19 protein-coding genes are annotated in these 18,427 nt (G+C 39.2%); 9 read left to right on the top strand and 10 right to left on the bottom strand.

Annotated elements, in window-relative coordinates:
• The first annotated feature begins 304 nt into the window (after positions 1-304).
• Positions 305-1,702, top strand: a complete 1,398-nt coding sequence (locus ACHFIY_RS16060; RefSeq protein WP_410847134.1) for a methyltransferase RsmF C-terminal domain-like protein — start codon at positions 305-307, stop codon at positions 1,700-1,702.
• A gap of 30 nt (positions 1,703-1,732) precedes the next feature.
• Positions 1,733-3,088, top strand: a complete 1,356-nt coding sequence (locus ACHFIY_RS16055; protein ID WP_410847133.1) for a LysM peptidoglycan-binding domain-containing protein — start codon at positions 1,733-1,735, stop codon at positions 3,086-3,088.
• Between the two features lie 53 nt (positions 3,089-3,141).
• Here ACHFIY_RS16055 and ACHFIY_RS16050 read toward each other — a convergent pair whose 3' ends face one another.
• The 4 genes from ACHFIY_RS16050 to ACHFIY_RS16035 all read right to left on the bottom strand — a co-directional run bounded on the left by ACHFIY_RS16050 (position 3,142) and on the right by ACHFIY_RS16035 (position 6,140).
• The gene (locus ACHFIY_RS16050) at positions 3,142-4,044 is read right to left on the bottom strand and encodes a DnaJ C-terminal domain-containing protein (RefSeq protein ID WP_410847132.1); all 903 of its coding nucleotides are present in this window, start codon (positions 4,042-4,044) and stop codon (positions 3,142-3,144) included.
• A 190-nt stretch (positions 4,045-4,234) separates the two neighbouring features.
• Entirely contained in the window at positions 4,235-4,576 is a 342-nt protein-coding gene (locus ACHFIY_RS16045) for a hypothetical protein (protein ID WP_410847131.1), read from the bottom strand.
• A gap of 162 nt (positions 4,577-4,738) precedes the next feature.
• On the bottom strand, positions 4,739-5,287 hold the full coding sequence (locus ACHFIY_RS16040) for a hypothetical protein (RefSeq protein ID WP_410847130.1): 549 nt from the start codon (positions 5,285-5,287) through the stop codon (positions 4,739-4,741).
• 88 nt (positions 5,288-5,375) lie between these two features.
• Positions 5,376-6,140 carry a PPK2 family polyphosphate kinase gene (locus tag ACHFIY_RS16035; RefSeq protein WP_410847129.1) on the bottom strand — a complete coding sequence of 255 codons (765 nt, stop codon included), beginning with the start codon at positions 6,138-6,140 and terminating at the stop codon, positions 5,376-5,378.
• Between the two features lie 302 nt (positions 6,141-6,442).
• On the opposite strand from ACHFIY_RS16035, the gene ACHFIY_RS16030 reads away from it, so the two are divergent.
• The 3 genes from ACHFIY_RS16030 to ACHFIY_RS16020 all read left to right on the top strand — a co-directional run bounded on the left by ACHFIY_RS16030 (position 6,443) and on the right by ACHFIY_RS16020 (position 9,241).
• Entirely contained in the window at positions 6,443-7,756 is a 1,314-nt protein-coding gene (locus tag ACHFIY_RS16030; protein WP_410847128.1) for a metallophosphoesterase, read from the top strand.
• Between the two features lie 102 nt (positions 7,757-7,858).
• Positions 7,859-8,428 (top strand): Crp/Fnr family transcriptional regulator, encoded by a 570-nt coding sequence (locus ACHFIY_RS16025; RefSeq protein WP_410847127.1) that lies wholly within the window; start codon positions 7,859-7,861, stop codon positions 8,426-8,428.
• A 75-nt stretch (positions 8,429-8,503) separates the two neighbouring features.
• Positions 8,504-9,241, top strand: coding sequence for an SDR family NAD(P)-dependent oxidoreductase (locus ACHFIY_RS16020; protein ID WP_410847126.1), 738 nt, complete (start codon positions 8,504-8,506; stop codon positions 9,239-9,241).
• A 66-nt stretch (positions 9,242-9,307) separates the two neighbouring features.
• On the opposite strand, the gene ACHFIY_RS16015 is transcribed toward ACHFIY_RS16020, so the two are convergent.
• The 4 genes from ACHFIY_RS16015 to ACHFIY_RS16000 form a co-directional block, all read right to left on the bottom strand.
• Positions 9,308-10,288, bottom strand: coding sequence for an MlaD family protein (locus ACHFIY_RS16015; RefSeq protein ID WP_410847125.1), 981 nt, complete (start codon positions 10,286-10,288; stop codon positions 9,308-9,310).
• Between the two features lie 35 nt (positions 10,289-10,323).
• A complete protein-coding gene (locus ACHFIY_RS16010) occupies positions 10,324-11,100 on the bottom strand; it encodes an ABC transporter ATP-binding protein (RefSeq protein ID WP_410847124.1) in 777 nt (258 codons plus the stop codon).
• A 168-nt stretch (positions 11,101-11,268) separates the two neighbouring features.
• On the bottom strand, positions 11,269-12,120 hold the full coding sequence (locus ACHFIY_RS16005) for an MlaE family ABC transporter permease (protein ID WP_410847123.1): 852 nt from the start codon (positions 12,118-12,120) through the stop codon (positions 11,269-11,271).
• 169 nt (positions 12,121-12,289) lie between these two features.
• Complete coding sequence (locus tag ACHFIY_RS16000) at positions 12,290-12,676, bottom strand: hypothetical protein (RefSeq protein WP_410847122.1); 387 nt, start codon at positions 12,674-12,676, stop codon at positions 12,290-12,292.
• Between the two features lie 198 nt (positions 12,677-12,874).
• Here ACHFIY_RS16000 and ACHFIY_RS15995 point away from each other — a divergent pair, with 198 nt between their 5' ends.
• Positions 12,875-13,051 carry a hypothetical protein gene (locus ACHFIY_RS15995; protein WP_410847121.1) on the top strand — a complete coding sequence of 59 codons (177 nt, stop codon included), beginning with the start codon at positions 12,875-12,877 and terminating at the stop codon, positions 13,049-13,051.
• A gap of 48 nt (positions 13,052-13,099) precedes the next feature.
• Positions 13,100-13,300, top strand: coding sequence for a hypothetical protein (locus tag ACHFIY_RS15990; protein WP_410847120.1), 201 nt, complete (start codon positions 13,100-13,102; stop codon positions 13,298-13,300).
• A gap of 8 nt (positions 13,301-13,308) precedes the next feature.
• Here ACHFIY_RS15990 and lolA1 read toward each other — a convergent pair whose 3' ends face one another.
• Both lolA1 and ACHFIY_RS15980 read right to left on the bottom strand, forming a co-directional pair.
• Positions 13,309-13,938: an outer membrane lipoprotein periplasmic chaperone LolA1 gene (lolA1, locus tag ACHFIY_RS15985; RefSeq protein ID WP_410847119.1), complete on the bottom strand. Its 630-nt coding sequence runs from the start codon at positions 13,936-13,938 to the stop codon at positions 13,309-13,311.
• A gap of 158 nt (positions 13,939-14,096) precedes the next feature.
• A complete protein-coding gene (locus ACHFIY_RS15980) occupies positions 14,097-15,599 on the bottom strand; it encodes a trypsin-like peptidase domain-containing protein (RefSeq protein ID WP_410847118.1) in 1,503 nt (500 codons plus the stop codon).
• 1,024 nt (positions 15,600-16,623) lie between these two features.
• On the opposite strand from ACHFIY_RS15980, the gene ACHFIY_RS15975 reads away from it, so the two are divergent.
• Together ACHFIY_RS15975 and cysD are read left to right on the top strand one after the other, a co-directional pair.
• Positions 16,624-17,340 carry a phosphoadenylyl-sulfate reductase gene (locus ACHFIY_RS15975; RefSeq protein ID WP_410847117.1) on the top strand — a complete coding sequence of 239 codons (717 nt, stop codon included), beginning with the start codon at positions 16,624-16,626 and terminating at the stop codon, positions 17,338-17,340.
• 95 nt (positions 17,341-17,435) lie between these two features.
• Positions 17,436-18,344 carry a sulfate adenylyltransferase subunit CysD gene (cysD, locus tag ACHFIY_RS15970; RefSeq protein WP_410847116.1) on the top strand — a complete coding sequence of 303 codons (909 nt, stop codon included), beginning with the start codon at positions 17,436-17,438 and terminating at the stop codon, positions 18,342-18,344.
• The last annotated feature ends 83 nt before the right edge of the window (positions 18,345-18,427 follow it).

The raw sequence follows: 18,427 nt of genomic DNA, 5'->3' as shown, positions 1-18,427 counted from the left end.
TTGACTATTTTTTCTGCCACAAAGGCACAAAAGCACGAAGGAAAACAAAGAAAAATGTTACTGCTAAGCTATTATTTTCACCACATAGGCACATAGAACACATAGTTTTAAGAGAATAAAAGAATGAAAACATAGTTGTTTACCTTATTTTTAGTTTTCATTGCATGCCTCCTGGAAGCAAAAAAGCAAGAAAAATACCATGCTTCCACTTTTTTCTTTTTTTCTTCTTTTTTCCTTAGTGCCACTTTGAGCCTTTGTGCCTTTGTGGCAAAAAAACATTTAAACATTGCTATATCTTCGCCCCGTGCTACCACCTTTATTAATACAATCATTGCAGGGCATAAAAGGCTTTCACGCTGCTGCTTTTGAAGCTGTCCACCAGTCTGGCGAACAGGTTACCTCCATACGCCTAAACCCGGCAAAACCGTTGACCGTTGACCGTTTATCGTTCACCGAAAGACCTTTTCCACTTAAAACTCAAAACTCAAAACTTAAAACAAAAGAAATTGCCTGGTGCCCCCACGGACATTACCTTGCCGAAAGGCCGTCTTTTACGCTAGACCCTGTTTTTCATGCAGGTGCCTATTATGTGCAGGAAGCCAGCAGCATGTTTTTGTGGCATATGTTGGAGCAAACCATAGGCAATAATACCAAAGGTTTAAAAGTGCTTGACTTGTGTGCTGCCCCCGGCGGGAAAAGCACCTTATTGGCTTCCTATTTTAAAGATGGACTGGTAATAAGCAACGAGGTGATAAAAGCAAGGGCAAGCGTTTTGGTAGAAAATATTACCAAATGGGGCAGCGGCAATGTGGTGGTTACCAATAACGACCCATCGCATTTTAAAGCCTTGGAAAACTTTTTTGATGTAATAGTGGTAGATGCCCCATGCAGCGGGAGCGGCCTGTTCAGGAAAGATGCGCAAGCCATTGAGGAATGGAGCGAAAACAATGTACGCCTCTGTAGCCAAAGGCAGGAACGCATTATAGCCGATATATTGCCTAGCCTAAAAGAAAATGGTATATTGATATACTCCACTTGCAGTTATAGCAAAGCCGAAGATGAAGATATACTAGATACATTGATAGACAACCAATTACTAAAACCCGTTCCTATTCCACTTCAGAATGAATGGGGTATTGTGGAAACTTTATCTGACAAGCATGTGGCAAATGGCTATCGATTTTATCCCTACCTTACCAAAGGCGAAGGCTTTTTTATTGCGGCTTTTATCAAAACCAATGGAGGCCAATCGGGCTATTATTCTGAACAAAAGCTGGGAGGGTTATCAAAAACAGAACAACAAACGATTAATGAGTTTATCCACTTAGGAACTGATTTTTCTTACTTCAAGCAGGGTGATGCCATCAAGGCAATAGAAACACAATGGTTTGCCTCATTGCAGATGCTGGCAAAGCACTTGTATATTAAAAAAGCTGGGATAGAACTCGGCACAATCAAAGGCAAGGATGTTATACCGCACCACGAGCTGGCATTGAGCTATTTGCCACTTGATTGTTTCAACAAAATGGACCTAGATGAAGAACAAGCTTTGCAATACCTGCGTAGGCAAGATTTTTTTGTGGAAAGCACCAAAGGCTGGAACTTAGTAACCCATTGTGGATTGCCGCTTGGCTGGGCAAAAGTTTTACCCAATCGGCTGAATAATTATTATCCGCAAGCATGGAGAATTTTAAAAAGCTAATTTTACCTGTAATTAACCACTTTGTTGTTTATGCTGCTACCAAGCCCAAGAAAAATTACCCTGTTTATAGCATTATTTACCTGTTTTGTGCTTGGTTTCCTTTCCAGCACGCAAGCTCAAACCGGGGGATATACCCTGCACACCATCAAGCCAAATGAAACACTGTCTATACTGGCAAAGGCCAACCATACAACGGTAGGCGACATCATGCGGCTAAATGGGATGAACACAAAAAGTGTTTTGAAATTGGGCGACATCATCAAGATACCAGATGTGCCAAAAGATGCGAATGCAAAAATCGATAGTTCACTATTCAAAATAAACCCTGCAATACCTGTTAAACAGAATGTTGCCGTTGTCCCGGCAAAACCTTTAGTACAAGTAGTTGCAAAAAGAGTGCAACCTGCCTTGATAACTACAACTACACTTACCCACTACACGGTAGTAAAAGGAGATAACTTGTATAAGCTTAGCAAACAATACAAAGTTCCAGAGCCACAATTGATGGAGTGGAACAACATGAAAACGGACAAGCTATCCCTTGGGCAAGTACTAATAGTGGGCAAGTCAACTTCCAGGAACGCCAAAGTTGATGCAGAACCTGCTCCAGCTGCTGTTGAAAAAACTATACTACCCAAAAAAAACAGCTCAATCAATGTTGAAGATGCTTCATTGGCAAAACAGCCTTTTACTTTGCCTAAAACAGACATTGTTGCAAAAAAAGATACCATTGCACAAATGATTGCTGCAACCACAATAGATACGCTTTCAAAAGCAAGTACCAAAGTAACTGAGGCAACTGTTATGAAAGATTCGGCCATAAAAGCAATAGATACACTTGTAAACGCAAGTGCACATATAACAGACGAGATAACAAAAATAGATACTTCAAAAAAAACACTAAATGCTGTGATAGTAACTGCAATTGCAAAAGATACTGTTGTAAAAAAAAGCCCATTATTACCAAAACAAATTACAAAAGATACAGCCTTGGTTATTATTCCAAAGGACGATTTGCCAAAGGCTATTAGTAACATTAAAGCAGAATCTACACCTATCCCTAAAAATGCTAAGTATGTAAATGAGGAAGGCTTTTTTGCTACTTATTTCAACCGGAAATCCATTTCTTCCAACATAGTTATGGGGGATGCCGGCACCTTTAAATCATCCAGTGGCTGGAGCGACAAAAAATATTATGCCTTGGTAAACGATATTTCGCAGGGTACTATCATACGCATCACTGCCAACAATAAAAGCATCTGTGCAAAGGTTCTTGGCCCATTGCCCAGTATAAAGGAAGATGCAGGGTATTTAATCAGGATTAATGCTGCTTCGGCAGCAGCTTTGGGCGTGGATGGCAGGTTTGCTGCTACAATTAATTATTAAAATTTATATTACAGTTGCCAACCTTTTAAAAGCTAGCAACTTTAATATGTTTATTACTCCGCACTATTCCTCAACTGTTCAAACAATTCTTTCTGCATGTCAGTTAATGTTTCTGGTATTTGCACATTCAATTGGATGTACATATCGCCATAAACTTCTGGCTTGCCATACAAGGGCATTCCTTTCCCTTTTACACGTATGGTTTTGCCATTTTGCGTGCCAGCGGCAATTTTTATTTTTATTTTGCCCGAAAGGGTAATCACAATTTTTTCACCGCCTAATACGGCTGTATATAAGTCAATATTTTCTGTTTGGTACAAATCGTCGCTTTTACGGGTAAATACTGGGTGAGGTCTTACAAGTATGCGTACCAGCAAATCCCCGTTGCGCTCTTTGGTACTACCTTTAGACCCTTTACCCTTAACCTTTAATAAAAGGTCGGTATAGGAACCGGGTTTAGAAGTAATGCGTAGCTTTTCGTCTTCCAATTGCAGAAAACGACTAGTGCCTGTATAGGCTTCTTCCAGCGAAATTTCCATTTCCGCTTCTATGTTGTTGCCTTTAAAGCCTGTGTTCCTACCACCGCCGCCACGACCAGCAGTACGCCCGCCGCCTGAAAAAAACTGCTCAAAGAAGTCAGAGAAACCTGCGCCACCAAAGCCATCTCCACCCCCGCCAAAATCAGCCCCACCAAAAGGGCTGCCACCGCCTTGGTTTTTCATACGCTCGTGCTGCTGCCAGTTTTCGCCCAGCTCATCATATTTTTTCCTTTTTTCGGGGTCGCTCAATACTTCGTTGGCTTCGTTGGCCTCCTTGAATTTGTCCTCGGCAGCTTTATTGCCAGGGTTTTTGTCGGGGTGGTATTTTAGTGCCAATTCCCGGTATGCTTTTTTTATCTCGGCTGGGGTGGCTTTTTTGTCTATGCCTAATACCTTATAATAATCTTTATAGTCCACGGGTTTTATTGTATTTTTAAGTTACAATATAATACAAAGTTACATACCTGATTACAACACAGGTATTATTTTCCCACAAAGACTCAAAGTCTCTAAGTAGCACTAAGAAAGAAAAAGCATATAGTTTTTTCTACCCTTTGAAACTTTGTGCCTATTGGTGTTTTCATTTCTTTGTGGCTAGTTAAATATTTTAATCGCCATTGTCTTCATCCAAGTTCTCATGGTTGTCGCCGCCTAGGCTGTAATAATTGTTTTCTTCATCTTCTTCACCCAGTATTTCGTCCTCGTCGTCCAATTCTCCACCGGGAATATCCAAATCGTCGCCAGATTTGTCCCTGCCAAAATCTTTCTCGTTCCTTTTCTCGAATTTGCCTTTTTCGTTTTCGGTTTTTAATTTGGAAACATCTTCTGGATCAATGTCTTCCTCTTCTTTAAAACGGCTGTATATGTCTTCGTTGGCAGGATAAATAGGGTAGCCGGGAAAATCTTTTTCCTCTTGTTGCTTGTCTTTGCGTGGTTCTTGCGTGTTCATAATCTTTAATTTAATGAGATTAAATTGTGCTAACGATTCTGTATTTGTTCAATATCTATTTCCAAGCTATATAGCCCAAATAGTATGCCCCATTCACATAGTAGAAAAATCCCCATTAAATTTCTCTGTTGAGAAATTTAATGGGGATTTTTCTACTGAATTTTAATCTTTTCCGTGACCATGACCATTACCGTGGCCTTCACCATGACCTTCGCCGTGTCCATTTCCGTGATTTCCATGATCGTCATCATGTCCATTTCCATTATCGTGTTTTTCACCATGGCCGTTGTCGTGCCTGCCTGAGTGAGAAGAATTATCATGGTGTTCTTTCTTGTCTTTAAAAGTTTTTTGATACCCGCCTTTATAGCCTTTATGGTATTTTACGTGGTAAACATTATATGTATCATAAGGCCTGCTTCCATGATAATCTGTCATCACAACTTTATAACCATGATACAAATCGTAATTTGCATAAGGGCCGGGTAAAGAAGCCCCACGGATCCATTGCCCGTTATTCATGTAAATAAAATTTGAATTAGTCACGTCATAATAAGATTCCACATCGGGCAGGTAATAATATTTGGCTTCCGGTGCAGCTGCAGGTGCCCACATAGGCGGCGTGCCGATATTTATGTTTACCGAAAGTTGTGCGCTGGCATTTTTAATCATTAAGCATGATAAGGCTATCAATAATACTTTAACTGTTTTCATTTTTGCTTTTTTAGTTGATGAATGTGAACATGTGCTACAACAATTACTCATCTACTACTATATAAGCATAAAGGATGCCGCGATTGGCCTAATCTTCTGATGCCACTTTTGTAGGGTATTTTAAATGAAGGCTACCGAGGTATTCCGTTACAATTTTTGCCACCAGATAATTCCTGTACCAACGCTTGCCCGCAGGGATTATATGCCAGTTGGGGTTATTGCATTTGGTAATTATTTTATCATAGACTTCTATGTACTCATCCCATTTTTTGGGAACTAATTCATCTGCCTTGGCATATTTCCACATTTTGTGTGGTTTTATCAATCGTTCTTTCAACCTTACCTCTTGCTCTTCCCTGGAAATATGTAGGAAAAATTTTAAGATATGTGTGCCGTTTGCCTCTAAGTGTTCCTCTACCGTGTTAACAAGGTTCATCCGTTGGTCTATATCATCCTTTGACATTTTTTTTGCGATAGAAGGCACAATAATATCCTCATAGTAGCTGCGGTTAAATACTTCTATAATTCCCTTTGCAGGAAAATGCGGCCATACACGCCAAAGGAAATCGTGCGAAATTTCTTCAGGCATAGGTGCTTTAAAATATTTCACGTCAACCCCGGCAGGGTTCATACAAGACATAACGTGGCGGATAGTGCCATCCTTGCCAGAAGTATCCAAACCTTGGAAAACTACCAGCAGGGCAAAACGCCCATCGGCAAAAAATACATTCTGCAGGTCGAATAATTTTTTCTGGAACCCTTTTAACTCTTTCAAGCAGGCTTCTTTTGAGAAGGCTGCCATATCGGGAAGGGTGGGATATTTTTCCAGTTTCCCCATTGGTATCTTGTGCATGGTATTTATTTTACAATCGTTTTATTAAATCCAATCTATGAAAATTTATAATACATAAACCGTGCGGGAGATTTGGGGCGGTGAAAGTTTGTTTTGCTTATAGAATTTGAAGCCCTTTTTTTGAAGCACTTTAAAGTGCTTCAAAAAAAGTGCTTCAAGGGAAGATTAGAAAATTATCCAAAATCCGAAATAACAATATGCCTATAATACTACTAACATGGTTTAGAAATATTCTAATATTTGTATTTTCACAATTGGCGAAATAGTTATCTTTAGTTGAATTTTAAATAATTATCGCTAGTATGCCCCGTAATTTTTTTAAACCCTTCGCCTTCATCTGCATTGCTTTTTTGTTATTGGTTTTGGCATTTACCATTGCCCCTAAGCCTATTGTTGTCAATAAACAAATACAACAAGCAAGCAGGGTACTTCCATGCTTCTTGGTATTTTCAGATATACATTTAGACCTAGGGAATGAAAATCAGGAGATTGCAAACCAAGGCAACAATACCAGTAACGAGCTTTGGGATCGGGCAAAAACAAAAATAGCCAACACAATAGCTGACCAACACCCACGGTTTATAATCGTATTGGGCGATTTACCAAGGCACGATGCAAAAAAAGAGGCGCCATCAACTGCAAGCACCAGGAAGGAAGCTAGGACAAAAGTATTGGCTGACTTGAAAAAATTGTCGGAGGATTATAATACTCCATTGCTGTTTGTGCAAGGCAACAACGATGCAGATACCAACTATGGCAGGTTTTCCACAACTATTTTTCAAGATTCAAGCTGGCCATTTTTGATGGCTAAGAACAAAGTAGAAACTCGCCCGAAAGAAGCACGTTCCCTGTTCAATGCCCTAGGGTGTTATTCGGCATACCCATTGGGTAAAGGGCAAAAGCTAAGGGTAATAGCACTGAACACGGTTGTCTTCAACAAAAAATACCACAAAAAATGGGCAGAGGATGCCACAAAAGAATTGGACTGGCTAAATAGCCAATTAGCCGATGTAAAAGAGAATAACGAACAAGCATTGCTAGTAATGCACATCCCCCCGGGAACGGACGGCTATGCAGATAAAGGCGAATACAAACCTATTTGGGACGCCTCTATTGACAAAGGAAATGACATAAACAATCAGGATAAATTCCTTAATATCATTGCCAGCTTTCAAGATAATATTGTTGGGCTGCTTAGTAGCCATTCGCACATGGATGGGGTAAGGCTGTTAATGGATAAGTCTGGTGCTTTTGCATCCTTAATTTCTGTACCCGCTATTGCTCCGGGTCATGGCAATAACCCTGCTTTCAAGGCGTTTACCTATAACCCCTATAAAAAATTCCAGCTACATGACTTTACCACCTACTATATGCCCTATTGGAACGATACTGCCCCCGAGAAAGCCAAACTTGCTAATTGGGACAGTGCTTATTCTTTCCAAGCTATCTTTGAGAACAAAGCCGGACAATCTATATTCCAAAGGCTAAAAGAGCTAAGAGAAGGCAACGAAGCATCGCAAAAAATACTAAAACAGGATGTTAAGGATATTTATGCTGCAAAATCTAAGTTGATAAATAACAACGTGAATACAGATATTACGATTGATGTGAAATAATAAAAGATGGTTTCAATTTTCTAGTTGGGCTATAAAGTCATGGCCAATTATTTTTTGCCAAATGAAAAATCCCGCCAAAATTACTTTGGCTAACTTGCAGCAATGAAAGAATGGATAGAATATGTTTTGCAATTTGGCAATTTAAACCAACAGCAAATTGACTTAATCTCAAAAAAAGCGACAGAATTAGAACTACGGAAAGATGCTTATTTTTCGGAAGCAGGAAAGATTTCCCGGCAATTTGGCTTTATTATAGATGGTATAGCAAGGGTTTGTTATTACAATAACAAAGGTGAAGAAATTACCAAATATTTAATTGAAGAAAACAATATGGTAGTGGACTTAACTAGTTTTGACAATGAAATTCCATCATCCTCTTATGTGCAAGCCATTACCAATTGCAGGCTCGTTGTTTTTTCCAAGAAAGATTGGCAGGAATTAATAAACACCATTGTTGGCTGGGATACGATTGTACATAAGATTATTTCAAAAGCATTGCTTCAAAAAGTAGAGCGGATAAGCCCATTATTATCGCAAGATGCTACTAGCCGCTATTTAAAGTTTATGGAAATATATCCTACGGTTGTAAACCGCATCCCGCTTTCTTATATCGCTTCTTACCTTGGCATCACGCAATCTTCACTTAGCCGGATAAGAAAAAAAATAAGCTAACACGCTTTTTGCCAAATGGCAAATGGTTTCATTTTTAAATAGGTCATTTTTGCTCCATCAAATTAAAACAAAAAAATGAAATCAGTATTAATTAGCGGGGCCAACAGGAGCATTGGCTTGGAAACAGCAAAACAATTGTCAAAAAAAGGGTTGTTTGTTTATTTAGGAAGTCGAGACATTGAGAAGGGCAATGCTATTGTACATGAATTAAACGAAGATGGTTTTCATAACATCAAGGCTATTGCTATAGATGTTACGAAATCAAATACCATTTTTGCTGCCAAAAAAATTGTAGAAAAGGAGCAGGGGAAATTGGATATATTAATTAACAACGCTGGCATAAGCAAAGGATTTCCTGAAAGCGTATTGACTACCTCTATAAAAGACATCCAGGATGTGTTTGACACCAACTACTTTGGCGTAATCAGCGTTACGCAAATATTTTTGGAATTGCTTAAAAAGTCGGACAGCCCACGAATTAGCAATATTACTTCTGGGCTTGGGTCGCTCAATTTGCATAGCGACCCCACTTGGAAATACTACAATGTGAAGCTGGCAAGTTATGTACCTTCAAAAGCCGCTTTAAATGCCTTTACTATTTTATTGGCTTATGAACTGAGAGACTTGCCATTTAAAGTAAATGCAATTGACCCAGGCTATACCGCTACCGATTTCAACCACCATAGTGGCTCCGGAACAGTGGAGAGTGCTGCAAGTTTCATTATTAAACACACACTTACAGACGAGAATGCCCCAACAGGACAGTTTTTTAGCAATGATATTGAGGATGGAACGGAAGTAAGCCCTTGGTAAACAAAATTGATTTAGCTCTATTGATAAATGTAACTGTTCATTAAGGCTAAATCAGTTCTTTTATTCTTACCCCTTATTTTTCTTTTTAAAAAATCCCCTCAATAAAAAATTATGCTGGACAGCTTCTAGGTCTTCGTCTAGCTTGTGGCTGCTGCTTTCTAGGTTTTTGAGGGTGGTTTTTACAGAAGCAGCAGACACAGAATCATTGAGTAATAAGCCTACCGTATTGTCTTTTTGGTTAAATCGTTCGCTGGCTGTTTTTAAATTGCCTGCAAAGCCACTGATGGAATAGGCAGAACCTGCTAGCCCAGCTATGGCATTGCTCAAATTGGTGTGCATGGCCGTGTCTGCTATTATCTTATTGACAGAATTATTGGGGTCGTTCAGTTTGTGGGAGAAGCTGCCCATATTGGCCAGCACTGTTTTGCTTTCAGCAGAACTTGTTTTAAAATTAGCAACAGTAACATTCAGGTCATTTATGGTCTGGCGTAACTTGTTGGCCATTTCCTTGTCATTGATCAAGCTACTAATGGTGCCAGTGCCGCTATCAATACTTTTACTTATGTGTTTAAAATTTGCCGTAATTTCCAGCAGGTTCTTATTGTTTTGTTGCAATGTTGCCAGCATTTCGTCTGTGCTTCCAGATTTCTCAACTGCGAGGTAATCATCCTTTTGAATCTCAGGTGCAGCAGGCTCACCGCCATATAAAACTACTATTTTATTGCCAATCAAACCATCGGAACCTAGTTTGGCCTTTGTATCCTTGTGCAAGTGCGATTGTGCACTTTCCTCTATGCTCAAGGTTACCAGTACTTTAGAATCGCCATAAAAACTAATTTTCTTTACTGTTCCTATTTTTACCCCAGAAAACCAAACATTGCCGCCTTGCAGCAAGCCGCCTACATCATCAAAAATAGCGTTGATGGTAAACGTTTTTACAAAGGTGTTTTTCTGTTTGCCTAACGACATGGTAATGAGTATCAATATTGCCAAGCCAATACTTATAAAAATGCCAACAATTATCGGGCGTTTATTTATTTTTTCCATGCGATTAATATTTGAGTTGAGTAGAATGGTTTTTATCAAACCGCTTTCTGCGGGTCCATTATAAAATTGTAATTATAAAATGCTTGTAAGCTTTCCTCCTGAGAGGCAAATACTTCTGCAAACGTGCCTATTTTTAAAAACTTACCTTCCTGCAAAACGGCTATCCTGTTGGCAGTTGTTTTTGCACAGGTGAGGTCATGCGTGATAATGATGGCGGTAGTATTGTATTGCTGCTGCACTTTTACAATCAGGTTGTTTATCTCCACACAAGTAATTGGATCCAGCCCAGACGTGGGCTCATCATACAACATAATGTCTGGCTTTAAAATCAATGTCCGTGCAATGCCAATGCGTTTCCGCTGCCCGCCAGATAATTCAGATGGCATTTGTTTAATGGTTTGTGGAAGGCCAACCTCGTGTAACACCTCCTCTATGGCATTGTTTACTTCCTGCCTGCTTAGGTTGGGCTGGTTCCTTACCAAAGGGAATTCCAAGTTTTTTCTTACGCTCATGCTATCGTACAAGGCACTACTTTGGAATGAGAACCCAATTTTTACCCTCAGCTCCCTCAGTTCTTCCGGGCTAATAGCCGTAACATCTTTTCCTAATACGTTTATAGTACCGCTATCTGGTTTCAACAATCCACAAACCAGTTTTATAAACACAGACTTACCAGAGCCTGAGCGCCCAAGGATAGCAATGTTTTCATCTTTAAAAATATTTATGTCTACTCCATCCAACACAGTAAGCTGCCCAAAGGATTTTTTTAACCCCTTGATAGAAACTACTGTATTGTTATAATCGATATTCATTTGTTTTTAATTTAATACCTACTGCTACCATGGGTTTTAACCGTTTCTACTGTTGATCAACCCTTTCAGGGTTATTGGCAAAATGTCAGTCATTTTAAATATTTCCTTTTTGAAAGTCATTTGCAAAAGATGACTAAACCCACATAATTAATAACTCATAATTCATAATTATCGTATTGCGTTTACAACCTGCACTATCAACATTTCCTCCATGAAAATCAGGAACATGGAAATAACCACGGCTTTGTTTGCTGCCATTCCAACACCCCTAGTGCCATTTTCGGCATGGTAACCTTGGTAGCAGCCAGCTACACCAATTGTGAAACCAAAAAACAACGATTTAATAAGGGAGGAAATAATATCTAAAAAGGAGATTTTGCTCAATGCTTGCCGAAAAAAAGAAGTAAAGCTGGTTAGCTCATTGGCATGTACATTCAAGTAAGAACCAAGCATACCTATGAAGCCGGTGTATAAAACCAAAACAGGAAGCATAAGCATTACGGCGGTAATGCGGCTTGCTACCAAATATTTAAACGGGTTAGTACCAGATACTTCCATGGCATCTATTTGCTCTGTTACTTTCATGCTGCCAAGCTCTGCCCCCATGTTGGAGCCTACTTTGCCCGAAGCAATCAGTGCTGTAACCAAAGGTCCTAATGCCCTGATGATGGCTACTGACATTAATGATGGTAGCCAAGAACTGGCCCCAAAAGTGGCTAATGATGGTCGGGACTGCTTTGTAAAAACAATACCTACTACAAAACCAGTTACCGAAACCAGTGCTAAAGACCGTACACCCACTTGATAGCATTGGTTGATAATTTCTTTTAGTTCAAAAGGAGGGGAGAAGACTTCTTTAAAATAGGATATGATGAATTTATAAATGTCGTATATGGATCTAAAAAAATCATCCAATGCTTTAGATATAAAAAAATGCTCTTTTGGTATCGCTTCCGCTATGGGTACAGTTTTTTCCATTAAGTAATTGCTTGTAGTATTTAATGAATAGGCTAATCCCATGCCCAAAAACAGCTTTAAGCATTAGTATAGTTAAAATAAAATGAGAATTACAAGCAACATATCCAAAAACCTACCAGTTAGGCTGTTCGTCAGTATTGGATAAGTATAAAGCAACACAATATGGGTAAATATTTCCCCATATTGTGTTGCTTTAATAAAAGTGGTTATTTTAATTTTTCTTTGAAAAGTGGTGCTGTACAAAAGCGTGCATTTGGTTGTCGGTCATTTTATCTGCCTGCTCCACATCAATGGCTATTTTATCAAAATGATGGTCTGCCTTTAATATATTATGTAATTCTACTTTTGCGTCTGTTGGCCCAAAAAGAAGCACATCCGTGTAGTTTTTAATAATATCACCTAATTGCTTGTAATATCCAGCTTCCAGATGTTGTTCCTTATGGTTGCTAAGGCTTTCGCTTTTACTCAATGTTTCTTCTTTCACGGCATGGGTGAAAGGCGATTCAAGGGTTTTTGTTTCAATAGGTTCAGTTGTAAATTCCATTAAGTGTGCTGTTGAATGGTCCATCCAAATGCCTATGCTGTTCGATACTTTCATTGTAATTCTATTTTACGTCTGCTTTATTGCTTTGTAAAGGTCAATGAAGCAAGGCAATTGAATGTTATACAAAAGCAGTTATCATTTACAAGATTCACACATTTATTTTGCTACAAAGGCACAAAAGCACAAGGAAGCCCAAAGGTTTAAAAGCAAGAAACAGGCAAAAGCAACAGGCAAAAAACAATATTGCCTATTTTGGGTACGAGAACCACCGCAAAGATAAAAAGCAAGCAGAAATTCGCCACCGCTTACGATGTCAGCGAAGCAAGTAACCACGATATGCAGCCGCTTGAGGGCTTGTTGGATGCCACTGACAATAGGCAGCCCTGCATGGCGATTCTGCCTACACCAACCTCAATCAGGAGGCGGTGAAGGCAGAATATGGGATGGTAACCAAGTGAATGAAAAGGTGCTTGGAACATGCCTTTGACAGCGGCGCAAATAGCATCGAACACCTTAAAATCAAAGACAAGGGCAAAAGTGGAGCATGTTTTCGGCTTCATGGACATGTCCATGAAGGGTATGTATATCCACAACATGGGCATCAAGAGGTCAAAAGCCGTGATAGGGCTGATGAATTTGGTGTACAAGATGTTAAGGAAAATCCAATTGGCCATGTAGGGGCTACACTAATCCAGCACTTCTATATCCTTAGGATACTTGGCCTTGTTAAATTGGAATATATTATCGTTTAAGGTAGCATTAGTATTTGGGTTGCTGATGCTTAGCTCAATTGTATTATTGCTTTTGTCCAATACTTTTGCCTTAGTAATAAAGCTCTTGGCTTTATCTATATAAATGTTTATTTTTTGAACATTCTTGCGTTTGTCATTTGGCAACAATTCTATTTGGTAAAAATTGCCAGCAGCAGATATTAACTTGTAAGTATAATCTTTGTCGTAAAAGTTTGATAATAATATTTGTGGGCTAAGTGTAGATCCTGCATCCTCAACACTAGAAACAGTAATGGTTTTGTTGCCATCAAAATTATAAATTTTTGCTCCATCGCAAATGATTTCCACCTTGTTTTGTTTCATTACGTATTTCTGCCCTTTTAAAGAAACAGAACCCACTTTTGTCCCATTGTCCTTGCCTTTGCTTGTTATAGACTTCAATGAGAATGTAGCAGTAATGGCTTTAAAGTTTTTTATTTTAGCACTTACGCCATCCAGTATTTTTTTTGCTGCTGGGTCGTTTTGGGCTTTTGCGGTTGAAACTAAGGTTAAAAACACAAATCCAATTAGGTATATTTTGTTCATTTCAAGAATTTAGAAGTGCAAATATAGGAGAGGGGCAGTATGATAACTTTAATAGATAATTGCTTTAACGAATATTTGAAACCCTATAAGTAAAAAAGAGCAGCTACTTTAACAATAGGTAGCCGCTCTTTTTTTAAAAGTAATAAACTTATTTCAATTTACTCACCCGCCAAACTTAGTGGGTAGGCATAAGTGCCTTGGAAACCAGGGTAGATGCCTAATAGTCTCACAGTATTACCCTTGGCTGAGGTCAAGGCAGCTTTTAGGTCGTCAACAGTTTTTATTTCCACGTCGTTTACGCTGGTGATTACAAACCCATCCTGCATCTTAGTGGCTTTCAAAAGGCCTTCTTTTATTTTCTTAACAAGAACACCACCAGCAATATCATTTGCGCTGGCGATTTTTTTATCTACATTCTGCAAGTCCGCGCCTAGCTGGTCTAGGATGCTCTCATTTTTTACTACATCTGTGTTGCCGCCTTTGTTTTTAAGCACAACGCTTACGGTGTTTTCTTTGCCATCCCTAGTATAGGTAATGGTAATTTTGTCGCCCGGTTTGTAGCGTGATACTTGCTCAACCATTTCAGGGCCGGTGGTAACAGTTACCCCGTTAATTTTAGTAACAACATCGCCTTTTTTAATGCCAGCCGCATTGGCAGCCCCGCCAACAGGCGTTTCCATTACATAAACCCCATCTACATCTTTAATACCTTGCTTGGCTTTTTCTTCTTCGCTAATGCCTTCCATTGGGTAAGAAATGCCAACAAATGCCCTTTGGACAGTACCAAATTTCACTATGTCGTTTACTACTTTCTTTACGATATTCACAGGTATCGCATAAGAGTAGCCAGCATAAGAACCAGTTGGGGAGGCAATGGCAGAGTTGATTCCTATAAGCTCACCATTGGTGTTTATCAGTGCACCACCGCTATTGCCTGGGTTTACAGCAGCATCTGTTTGTATGAACGATTCCACTGGCGTTGCACTCTGCCTTGTGTTAATGTTGATACTTCTTGATTTTGCACTAACAATACCTGCGGTTACAGTTACATCAAGGTTTAATGGATAGCCTATTGCCAATACCCATTGACCAAGTTTGGCATCGTCGCTGTTTCCATAAACTAGGTAAGGCAACCCTTTGGCTTCAATTTTAACTACGGCTATATCGCTGCTTGGGTCTGTGCCTACAACTGTTCCCTTATAAGATTTCTTGTTAGGCAATGTTATGTTTATTTCATCTGCACCGTCAACTACGTGGTTGTTAGTTACTATTAGCCCGTCTTCACTAATAATTACGCCACTGCCACTTGCCCTTTGCTCGGGGATAACTTTTGGGCCGTTGAAGAAGTCGTCAAACATGCCGCCGCCAAACATATCGCCAAAAGGGTTTACCTGCTTTTGGGTATTGGCTATACGTTTTTCTTTTGTTTTTGTTTTTATATGGACTACGGCAGGTGTGGCCGATGTGGCAGCAGCCGTAAAATCAACATTAGCCAGTGGGCTGTTATTATTGCCGAAAAAGCCTGCATAGTTGGCAGGTATTTTTCCTGGTTCCTGAACGGAAGCATACCTGTTTTGTACTATTTTAGTATAGCCAAAAACACTAATCAATGTAGTTGTGGCACTGATGCCAACAATGGTTAAGATGTTTTTTAAATTCATAGTTCCCTAATTTTTCGTTTTGATAGAAACAAATAACATGCCTTTGTGCTGCAAAATAAACAAACCTATTTTGTTCTTAATATATATAGCAAAGCCAATTAACAAATTTTTTGCTGCCAACTATATTTTTGTCATGCCGACAGTAAAAATGTCAATCTGATATAAGCATGTTACTGACAATATGTAAATGTAACGTTGATGTGCATTTGTTTTGAAGAATTGGCAAATATTTAAGGGCTAATTCTTTTTTTGAGGTGCTTGTGAATGCCAACCTAGTATTTAATGCAACCTTAATTGAATACAAAGTGAAAATATTTATGAACTATTTTAAGAGGCGTTGCATGTTTGGTTTGGCTGGCTTTTGGCACCCTGAATTTATTTTTTAGGTATTCATACATCATAACTCATTGAAATACAGTGCTTTTGTGGTTTTTAAGATGCCTATTTTGTGCTTATTTTATGCTTATTTTGTGCTTATTTTATGCGTGATTTATGCTTATTTTGTGCGTGATTTTCGCAGAAAAGTGAGTACTTTTTCGTGTTTTTTTGAGCAAGGATGTAGTTCATAATAATGTTTTTTTGCGTTTAAAATGAGCCCCATGGGGCAGCGAACAAAGGAAAACAAGGGATTATATAGTATAAAGTTAGAATTGATTTAGGACCCGTGCAAAAGAACAATCCTATATGGGGGAAATACGCCCCCATGAGTGTCCAAAAATGCCCCCATGGTGGGGGAAATCTGAATTACAATAACATATACGTACTCACGAGCATCTCCAAAAAAAAATTAGTGTATTTCAGGTCAACTTCCCGAAAGTTTAAACTTTCGGGAAGTTCTTGAAATAGTTTTCCTAATAATGAAACCAGTTTGTTAACACAAGGATTTACTTTTGTCGACCATTAGGGTAGGTTTCTGTATATTTGCTGCCCTTTGCTTGGAGGGTTATGTACATGAATGATTGAAAATGAACCTAACCAAAAAAGTAGATTAAATAACCTAGTAATATTTAAACTTACCATTAATATGGCAGTAGCAGGTGAAAATAGCATTGAAGGATTACTACATAAAATTGATGGGTTATCAATAAAAGAAGTGTTGGAATTGTTTGTTTCCGATTTTCCGGGCAAAGTTACTTTCTCCTCCAGCTTTAGCTTTGAAGACCAGTTTATTTCGCACGAAATACTAAGCAACCAATTGCCTATCAGCATATTTACATTGGATACTGGGCGTTTGTTTTCGGAGACCTATAGTGTGTGGAGCAGCACCAATGAGCGTTACCAAACACATATCAAGCCTTATTACCCCCAACATGAGGCATTAGAAACTTTTGTTTCAGAAAATGGACCCAACGCTTTTTACGAAAGCGTGGAAAACAGGAAAGCCTGTTGCTTTATCCGCAAAGTAGAGCCTTTGAAAAGAGCGTTGGCCGGGAACAGTATCTGGGTAACTGGCTTAAGGGCTGAACATTCGCCCGATAGGCACAACTTGGAAATATTGGAATGGGACGAGGGCAATAAAGTAATAAAATATCACCCATTGCTGCATTACACCACCGAGCAGGTAAAAGAAAATATTACAAAACATAATATTCCATACAATCCACTGCACGATCGTGGGTTTGTAAGCATTGGCTGCTTACCTTGCACCCGCGCAGTAAGGCCGGGCGAAGATTTCAGGGCAGGCCGTTGGTGGTGGGAAAATGCAGCTAAAAAGGAATGTGGGTTGCATGTGCATAATTAAGGGTTATTTTAAGTTTTGAGTGTTAAGTTTTGAATTGAAGGCGCATGAGGCAGGTAACGCTTTTCAGCATAGCATTTTTTGAAAATAAAAAATAAATGAGCAATTACAGATTAGACTATTTGGATCAATTAGAATCGGAATCCATTCATATAATGAGGGAAGTGGCAGGGCAGTTTGAACGTCCTGCATTGATGTTTTCGGGAGGCAAGGATTCTATTGTGCTGGTGCATTTGGCATTGAAAGCTTTCCGACCGGGTAAATTCCCTTTTCCATTATTGCATATAGACACAGGCCATAATTTCCAAGAAGCATTGGATTATAGGGACAAAATGGCAGCGGATATTGGCGAGAAATTGATTGTACGCAATGTGGAAGACACCATAAAAGCTAAGCATTTAACTGAACCAAAGGGCAAGTTTGCCAGCAGGAATGCTTTACAGACCTATACTTTGTTAGATGCGATAGAAGAATTTAAGTTTGATGCTTGCATTGGCGGCGCAAGGAGAGACGAAGAAAAAGCAAGAGCCAAGGAAAGGATATTTTCAATAAGGGACGAGTTTGGGCAATGGAACCCAAAATTGCAACGCCCAGAATTATGGAACATTTACAACGGCAAGATTGATAAAGGTGAAAACGTAAGGGTTTTCCCTATTAGTAACTGGACTGAATTGGACATTTGGAACTATATCAGGAGGGAAAACATTGCATTGCCTTCTATCTATTTTGCCCATGACAGGGAAGTGTTGGAATTTGAAGGTCAGTATGTGGCTATGTCCAAATTTATTCAATTGGAGCCTACTGATAAAATTTCCGTGAAAAAAGTACGGTATAGGACAGTAGGGGACATGACCTGCACAGCAGCAGTAGAAAGCGAGGCATCGGTTATAGATGATATTATCAACGAAATAATAGCCACAAAAACGAGCGAACGTGGCGAAACAAGGATTGACGACCGGGTAAGCGAAGCCGCCATGGAAGACAGGAAGAAAGGCGGGTATTTTTAAGTTCGTTCTCACCCCCATACCCTAATGGGGTGTAAGGACAGCAATGGTATTCAAAATTTAAAATTCACATTCAAAATTCCCCT

Source organism: Parasediminibacterium schistidii, from assembly GCF_046546515.1.
In the GTDB taxonomy this organism is placed as follows: domain Bacteria; phylum Bacteroidota; class Bacteroidia; order Chitinophagales; family Chitinophagaceae; genus Parasediminibacterium.
The sequence above is the reverse complement of the archived record's forward strand: the minus strand, read 5'-3'. Positions and strand labels throughout refer to the sequence as shown.